General features: G+C 72.2%; 9 protein-coding genes. 5 read left to right on the top strand and 4 right to left on the bottom strand.

Annotated features, from left to right (window positions below; genetic code table 11):
• Nucleotides 1-110: 110 nt before the first annotated feature.
• A complete protein-coding gene (locus AC5L3Z_RS14230; protein WP_494842171.1) occupies nucleotides 111-239 on the top strand; it encodes a hypothetical protein in 129 nt (42 codons plus the stop codon).
• A complete protein-coding gene (locus tag AC5L3Z_RS14225; protein WP_494842169.1) occupies nucleotides 236-544 on the top strand; it encodes a hypothetical protein in 309 nt (102 codons plus the stop codon). Before AC5L3Z_RS14230 ends, AC5L3Z_RS14225 begins: the two co-directional genes overlap by 4 nt.
• Before the next feature lie 12 nt (nucleotides 545-556).
• Here the strand turns inward: AC5L3Z_RS14225 and AC5L3Z_RS14220 are convergent, their stop codons facing one another.
• Entirely contained in the window at nucleotides 557-1138 is a 582-nt protein-coding gene (locus AC5L3Z_RS14220; protein WP_494842167.1) for a hypothetical protein, read from the bottom strand.
• Nucleotides 1139-1201: 63 nt separating this feature from the next.
• A complete protein-coding gene (locus tag AC5L3Z_RS14215; RefSeq protein ID WP_494842165.1) occupies nucleotides 1202-1750 on the bottom strand; it encodes a GNAT family N-acetyltransferase in 549 nt (182 codons plus the stop codon).
• A 51-nt stretch (nucleotides 1751-1801) separates the two neighbouring features.
• On the opposite strand from AC5L3Z_RS14215, the gene AC5L3Z_RS14210 reads away from it, so the two are divergent.
• Entirely contained in the window at nucleotides 1802-2665 is an 864-nt protein-coding gene (locus AC5L3Z_RS14210) for a YhjD/YihY/BrkB family envelope integrity protein (protein WP_494842163.1), read from the top strand.
• 52 nt (nucleotides 2666-2717) lie between these two features.
• On the top strand, nucleotides 2718-4319 hold the full coding sequence (locus AC5L3Z_RS14205; RefSeq protein WP_494842161.1) for a phytoene desaturase family protein: 1602 nt from the start codon (nucleotides 2718-2720) through the stop codon (nucleotides 4317-4319).
• Here the strand turns inward: AC5L3Z_RS14205 and AC5L3Z_RS14200 are convergent.
• Nucleotides 4300-4953 (bottom strand): TMEM175 family protein, encoded by a 654-nt coding sequence (locus AC5L3Z_RS14200; RefSeq protein WP_494842199.1) that lies wholly within the window; start codon nucleotides 4951-4953, stop codon nucleotides 4300-4302. The two genes, AC5L3Z_RS14205 and AC5L3Z_RS14200, sit on opposite strands and share 20 nt — an antisense overlap.
• Before the next feature lie 194 nt (nucleotides 4954-5147).
• Entirely contained in the window at nucleotides 5148-6728 is a 1581-nt protein-coding gene (locus AC5L3Z_RS14195; protein ID WP_494842159.1) for a Rieske 2Fe-2S domain-containing protein, read from the bottom strand.
• Nucleotides 6729-6961: 233 nt separating this feature from the next.
• Between AC5L3Z_RS14195 and AC5L3Z_RS14190 the strand changes: the two genes are divergently transcribed.
• The gene (locus tag AC5L3Z_RS14190; RefSeq protein WP_494842157.1) at nucleotides 6962-7183 is read left to right on the top strand and encodes a DUF2631 domain-containing protein; all 222 of its coding nucleotides are present in this window, start codon (nucleotides 6962-6964) and stop codon (nucleotides 7181-7183) included.
• Nucleotides 7184-7229 lie beyond the last annotated feature (46 nt).

The raw sequence follows: 7229 nt of genomic DNA, 5'->3' as shown, positions 1-7229 counted from the left end.
GACGACAACCGCTTCCCCGGCATGAATCCCCATCCTCACGAGAATCCACCCCGTTGCAACAACCACTTGAGCCCAAGGAGTGTGAACAGGCGCGAGGAAGGAAGAAGCGGATGAGCAAGGGGCCGAAGCCCGTACCGCTGGCACCCCGGCACCGGCGCGACTGGTGGCGGTGGGGCCGGTACTGCACCTGCGGGCTGCGCTGGCCCTGCCCGGACCGGCTGACCGGCGACGCCCGGTGAGTCGCGACGGGGTGTCCCTGGCCGAACTCGGTCGGCACGTCGCCAGCCGGCCCACCTGGCGCTGCCGGGCCTGCGCCGCCGCGTGGCCCTGCCAGCCGGCCAAGCTCCGGCTACGTACCGAGTACGCCCACGATCGGCCGGGGCTGGCCGTCTACCTGTGTCTGCTGATGCACGACGCGATCACCGACCGGCTGCGCACGCAGCCTGACCACCTCGACCCGGCGCACTACTTCGCGCGCTTCATCGGCTGGACCCGGCCCTGGGATCCGGTCCCGCACCGTGACGGGCGGGACGCGCCCACCTGAGATGGCGGGGTGCTACGGCGTGGGAGGGCGTACTCCAGGCGCCGTCGTGCTCGCCGGCGCCTCGACCTCCGGCGTGGCGGTGTGCGGGTGGGCGTCGCCCGCCGCTTCCTCCGGTGCCCGGCCCACCTGCGCGGCGATCAGGGCCGCCAGGTCGCGGTCCTGCTCCGGGGTGAGCGTCGCGCGCGGGATGTCCCACATGCCCAGCCCGCCGGTCTGCCACAGCAGGTACGCGAACGGCTCCGTGGTCACCCGGCCCACCGCCGCCCAGCCGATCCAGGTCCGGACGGTCGGCCCGCTCCACTCCACCCCGTCCGCGTCGATCCGGTAGTGGCGCGGCTGGAACCAGGTCGCCGGCAGTCGCTGCACCAGCTGCCGGGGCATGATGAAGAATTTGATCATCCAGCAGATGCCGATTCCCAGGGCGGCCGAGGCGCAGATCGTGCGCCATCCCGGCTCGCCGGGGTAGGCGGCCAGCCCGGCGAAGGTCAGCAGCAGCCCGACGCCGACCATCACGATCCGGTCGCGTCGAGTGGCGATGGCGGAGAGCTGACGGGCGTACCGACGGTCCCGGGCGTGATCGAGTTCGATGATCATGGCCGCCGACCCTACCGTCCGGATGATCTCCATGGTGCCCCTGCCGCCCGCCCCCGACGGGCCTCAGTCGTCGGGGCGGCGGACGAAGGTCTCCAGCAGCTCCCCGCCGTACCAGTCGGTGCGCTGCCCTACGTGGGTCATGCCGAGGCGGCGGGCGACCGCCATGGAAGGCTCGTTGCCGGGCGAGACGACCGCGTACACCTCGCGGGTGCCGGTGGCGAACTCGCGGGCCAGGACGGCCCGGGCCGCCTCGGTGGCGTAGCCGTGCCCCCAGGAGTCGGGGTGCAGGTGCCACCCGACCTCGATGTCGTCGGTCGGCACGCTCTCGTCGCGCCCGGGCAGGGGCTTGAGGAGCAGGCTGCCCACCACCAGTCCGGTGCGCCGCTCCTGCATCGCCCAGGTGCCGTACCGGTCGCCGTGGTCGGCGTGCCGCTCGCGCCAGATCCGCAGCCGGTCGGCCGCCTGGGCGGGCTCGGTCAGCGGCAGCCCGGACGCCACACCCAACCAGCGCACCACCTCGTCGCGGGAGTAGATGTCGAAGATCCGGTCGAGGTCGGCCGGGGAGTCGGTCCAGTCCCGCAGCAGCAGCCGCTCGGTGATGAGCACGGTCATGGCGGGGGATCGTAATGCGTGCGCGGACCCGCTGCGGGGAAGAGGATCGTGATGGGCGACGCATGGCGGCGTACGAAGCGGATCACCCGGGCCGCGTTCCGACCGGTACGCGGCCGGGACCTGTCGCTGCACGCCGCCGCGATCACCTTCTACGGGGCGATCGCCGTGGTGCCGGTGGCGCTGCTCGCGATCTGGCTGACCTCCCTGCTGGCGGGCGGGGAGCGGGTCCGCCGGCTCACCTCGTACGCGGTGGACACGCTGCCCGACGCGATCGGCGCCCCCCGGGCGGTGGACGCCCTGGTCGCGGCCGGGGTGGAGTTGACCCCGCTGCTCGCGCTGGCGTCGCTGCTGCCCGCCTCGCTCTACGGCGAGGGGCTGCGCCGCGCGTTCGTCTCCGTCGCCAAGCCACCGCACCCGGACGAGTCGCTGGTCGGCTGGCGGGGCCGGTTGCTGCTGCTGCCGCTGCTCGCCCCGGCCCCGGCGCTGCTGCTGTCCATCCTGATCGCGCTGCCCACCACCACCCGCCTGGTCCGCCAGGGCGGCTGGGTCGGGGCGCTCGGCGTCGTGCTGTCGTTCCTGGGGGTGTGGCTGGTGCTCACCCCGGTGCTGATGTGGGTGTTCCGGGTGGTCGGGCCGGCCTCGCCGGACTGGGTGTCGACCCTCGCGGTGGGCTCGTTCACCGCCGCGAACCTCGCCGGTTTCCTGCACGGGTTCGTGCTCTTCGCCTCGCTCCCGATCGACCTGGGCGTCCCGTTCGGCGGCTTCGACGAGATCGGCGGCGGCGTCGCGGTGCTGCTCTGGCTCTACCTGTTCCACGTGATCGTCCTGGCCGGCTACTCCGCCACCCTGGCGCTGTCCCACTGGCGGGCGGCCCGCGCGGTAGCTCACGACGACCCTGGGGCCGGCGGTCGGTGAGGCGCCGCCACCCCCTCCCGGAGGGGGCCCTGCGGCACTAGGCTGCCGGGCCATGAGCGCACCGAGCGAGCTGCCCTCCCGCGCCGACGTCGTGGTCGTCGGGTCCGGGCACAACGGACTGGTCTCCGCCGTGCTGCTGGCCCGCGCGGGGCTGGACGTGCTGGTCCTGGAGGCCGCCGAGGTGATCGGCGGGGCCACCCGCACCGAGAGCCCGTTCCCCCGGGTGCCCGGGCTGCGCCACTCCACCGGGTCGTACCTGCTCGGGCTGATGCCGCCGGAGCTGCTCGCGGCGCTCGACGTGCGGATCCCGGTGCTGCGCCGCGACCCGCACTACTTCCTGCCCACCCCGGGCGGCCTCGGTGCGCCGTACCTGCTCTTCGGCAGCGACACGGCGGCCACCCGCAGGCAGCTCGCCGAGTTCTTCTCCCCCGCCGACGTGGCCGCCGACGACGCCATGCAGGCCGAGCTGGCCCAGCTCCGCGAGGACCTGGCGCCGGCCTGGCTGGCCGAGCCGCTGCCGGTCGAGGAGACCGCCGAGCGGTACGTCCGACCCGCGCTGCGGCAGACCTTCGTCGACCTGGTCCGCGGCTCGGTCGCCGATCACCTGGCCCGCTTCGACTTCCGCTCCGAGCTGCTGGTCAGCATGTACGCCGTCACCGACGGCCTCTCCGGGCTCAACGCCGGCCCCGACGACCCCGGCACCGGGCACAACTTCCTGGTCCACAACATGTGCCGACTCCCCGGCGCCGACGGCACCTGGATGATCGCCGAGGGCGGCATGGGCACCGTCTCCCGGACCTTCGCCGAGGCCGCCCGCGCCGCCGGGGCCCGGATCGTCACGGGTACGCCGGTCGCCGGGGTGACCCTGGACGGCGGCGCGGCCAGCGGGGTGACCCTCGCCGACGGCCGGCACGTCGCCGCCTCCGTGGTGCTCGGCGCCTGCGACCCGTACCGGCTGATGGAGCTGCTGCCCGACGGCGCACTCCCGACGCCGCTGCACGAGCGGATGGCGGCGGTCCGCCGCACCGGTACCACCCTCAAGCTCAACCTGGCGCTCACCGGGCTGCCCCGCTTCTCCTGCCTGCCGGAGGGGACGGCCAGCCCGTTCGGCTCCACCATCCACCTGCTCCCCGGCTCGGCCTCGCTGGTCGGCGGGGACGCCACCTCGCCGATGACCGCGCTGCGCGCCATGTGGGCGGACGTCCAGGCCGGCCGGCTGCCGGAGGAGCCGACCATCGAGTGGTACCTGCACACCACGGTCGACCCGTCGCTGTCGGACGACGCCGGCCACCACTCCTCGGCGCTCTTCGTCCAGTCGGTCCCCTACCAGCCGGCCGGCACGACCTGGGACGCCGCGCTCCCCGGCTACGTCGACAAGTTGATCGCCATCTGCGAGCGGTACGCCCCCGGCACCGCCGACCTGATCGCCGACGCGGTGCCGCTGCCCCCGCCGGGCATCGAGGCGCACTTCGGCATCACCGGTGGGCACATCCACCACGTCGACAACACCGTCTCGTTCACCGACCGGATGCCGTACGCCACCGGCATCGACGGCGTCTACGCCGGCAGCGCCGGCTGCCACCCGGCCGGCAGCGTCATCGGCGCCGCCGGCCACAACGCCGCCCGCCGCATCCTCACCGACCTCGGTCGCTGACCTCCCCGCCGCCTCCGGCGGGCAGCCGGGGCAGGTCGCCGGGGCGGCGGATCAGGGAGAGGCCGACGAGCAGCAGGTAGAGGACGAGGCTGAGGATCGGGTTGACGAAGACGAAGGCGAAGGCGATCAGATAGAGCAGTGGGCGCAGCAGCAGTCGCCGCGCGACCGCCCGGGCCAGCCGGGGATCCAGGTCGGGGTGGAGCAGCCGGTGCCGTCGAGCCCACCACCAGCTCAGGTTGAAGAAGAGCGACTCACCGAGCACGGTGCCGACGTAGAGGGCGGCGGTCAGCCGCTGCTCGGTCGCGCTACCGCGCAGGTTGTCCGAGAGCAGGTCGGCGGTGAACGGGATGGTGGCCACGAAGAGCAGCACGAGCAGGTTGAACACCAACAGCACCTGATCCACCCGGACCACGTACCGCCACGTGTTGTGGTGACCGAGCCAGATCTGGGCGGTGATCCCGAAGGTGATCACGTACGCCAGGTACGACGGCCAGGCGTGGGCGAGAGCGTCGGGAAGCTCCCGCCCACTCACCCGGGCGGGGCCGTACTGGAGCAGTTCGAGGGCCATCACCGTCAGCACGACCGCGAAGACCCCGTCGCTGAACGTCTCCACCCGGGACGCGTCCCGGACCATCTCCCGGTCCCGCCGGTACCGGTACCTCGTCTCCTCCGCGTCCGCCGCCGCCATGCCCCGCCCCGATCTCGCTGGTGTCCGGTCGGTGCCGGTCTGCGGCTTTCGCCACCCACCACCACTGCATGGTCACCCAGGCAGGGGCCGCACGGGCGCGGATCGGAGGTGCGACCGGGGCGGCGCCGCGCGCCCGGTCGTCAGCTGAGCGCCTCCCCGGCGGGGGCGGGGGTCTGCTCGTCGGCGCGGTGCGCGCGGATCTTGTGGCCGACGCTGGTCAGGCAGCGGCCGCTGGGCATGTCGAACTTCCAGCCGTGCAGCTGGCAGGTGAGCTGGTCACCCTCGACGATGCCGAACCGGCTCAGGTCCGCCTTGAGGTGCGGGCAGCGCCGCTGCACCACCCAGCCGTCCAGGGTGATGTCCTCGGCGTCGACGGCCCGCTCGTGCTCGTCGTACCAGCCCTCGGCGTACTGCAGGCGCTCCTCGGACAGGCACTTGAAGAAGGCGTAGACGAACTCGTTGTACTGGCCGATCCGGGCCGCCGAGAAGCGGCAGGAGAGGAAGAGCGAGTTGACCCAGTCCACCTCGCCGATGTGCAGCAGGTGCTCGATCAGCGCCCGCTCGGTACGGAACCGGTAGCGCACCTTCTCGTCGGCGTACGGGCGGACCTCCTTGCCCGGGAAGTCCACCACGATGGATTCGACGCTCTCCCCGTCGTAGCCGACGAGGTCGAAACGGACCGGGCCGCCGACCCCCTTGGCCAGGTAGATCGACTCGTCCAGCAGCGGCTCGATCCGGCGCTTCATCTCGCCCAGCACGTCCACCTCGGGGTGCCGCCACGACGCCTTCTCCGCCTCGATGATCGGGCGCTTGCGCTCCCGCATCTCCTCCAGGTGGGCGACCTTGTTGGCGAAGAACTCCTCCACCGGGACCGGGTGGGTGGTGCTGGCGCCGGAGGTGGTGACCTCGGCGACGCTGCCCGGGAGCAGCACGATCCCGTTCGTGCCGCCGACCTTGGCGTACTCCTCGAGGAACACCGACTGGTCGGGGAAGATGTTGCCCTCGTCGCCGTGGATGTCGTTGAACTGCCACAGCGCGTCGTCGAGGAAGCAGGGCGGGCCGGCGATCGGGAAGACGTGGTCGGCCTTCAGGTCGTCGATGTAGCGCCAGGTGCGGTCGAACTGCCGGTCCCGCTTCTGCTTGCCGAACGCGGTCTTCGCCGCCTGCGGCAGCTCGTAGACCATCGGGTACCAGATCGCGCCGGAGAACTGGAGCAGGTGGGCGTGCACGTGGCCCAGCTCGGCGAAGACGCTCAGGTCGGTCGGTCGGGCGTCGTTCTGGTTGAGCAGCCGCACCCCGTCGTACTCCACCCAGAGCGAGGAGTCCCCGATCGGGCCGTCGGTCGGGCTGGTCAGCGCCTGGATCATGATCTTCAGGCCGCCGTCGAGCTCCACGACCTGCTCGTTCGGGGCCTTGAGGAACTTCGTGAAGCCCAGCGCCCGCAGCTCGTCCTCCATCTCCGAGGTGGGGAACTCGGGGAGCAGCACGGTGGCGTCCTTGGAGACGTACCGCTTGAGGTGGGCCGCGTCGAAGTGGTCCCGGTGCAGGTGCGAGACGTACAGGTAGTCGACCTGTCCGAGGGTGTCCCAGTCGAGCAGGGAGTTGTCGGGGAAGGGGAACCACGAGGCGAAGTAGGCCGGATTGACCCACGGGTCGCACAGGATGCTGCCCGCGGCCGTGTCGATCCGCATGCTGGCATGTCCCGTACCGGTCACTCGCACCGCAGTCCCCCTCAAAACGACAAACATGGTGTACGTCAGAACCTACCGGAGGCAGTCTGGTCGCCGGCCTGCGACGCCGGTAGAGCCGTTACGCCCATCCCCGGGCGGGACCATCGGCCCGGCCGCCGGCGACGCCCTCACCCGGGTACCCCGATCAGGCCGGACCCTGCGCCGGGCCCCGCGCGGGACGTGCCAGACTAACCGGAGATCCGATCGCGAGGGAAGGACCGACAGTGGCAGGAAGCGAGCCGGTAACCGCGCCAGATCAGCACAAGCCCGGGCACCGCAAGTCCGGACGGATCGGCGCGGTGGTCTCCGCGTTGGCGCTGCTGGCGATGATCTGCGGCAACCACGAGGGCAGGGTCGAGAACATCTGGCTGATCGGCCTGGCCGCGTTGCTGCTGGCGATCGTCATCGGCGATGTCGTGCTGCGCCGCAACGGCCTGCGCTCCTGACCCGACCGACGCGCCGGACCGGACACAGACGAAGGGCCCACCCCCT

This window comes from Micromonospora sp. LZ37, from assembly GCF_059359015.1.
This window is presented reverse-complemented; position numbering and strand designations above follow the sequence as displayed.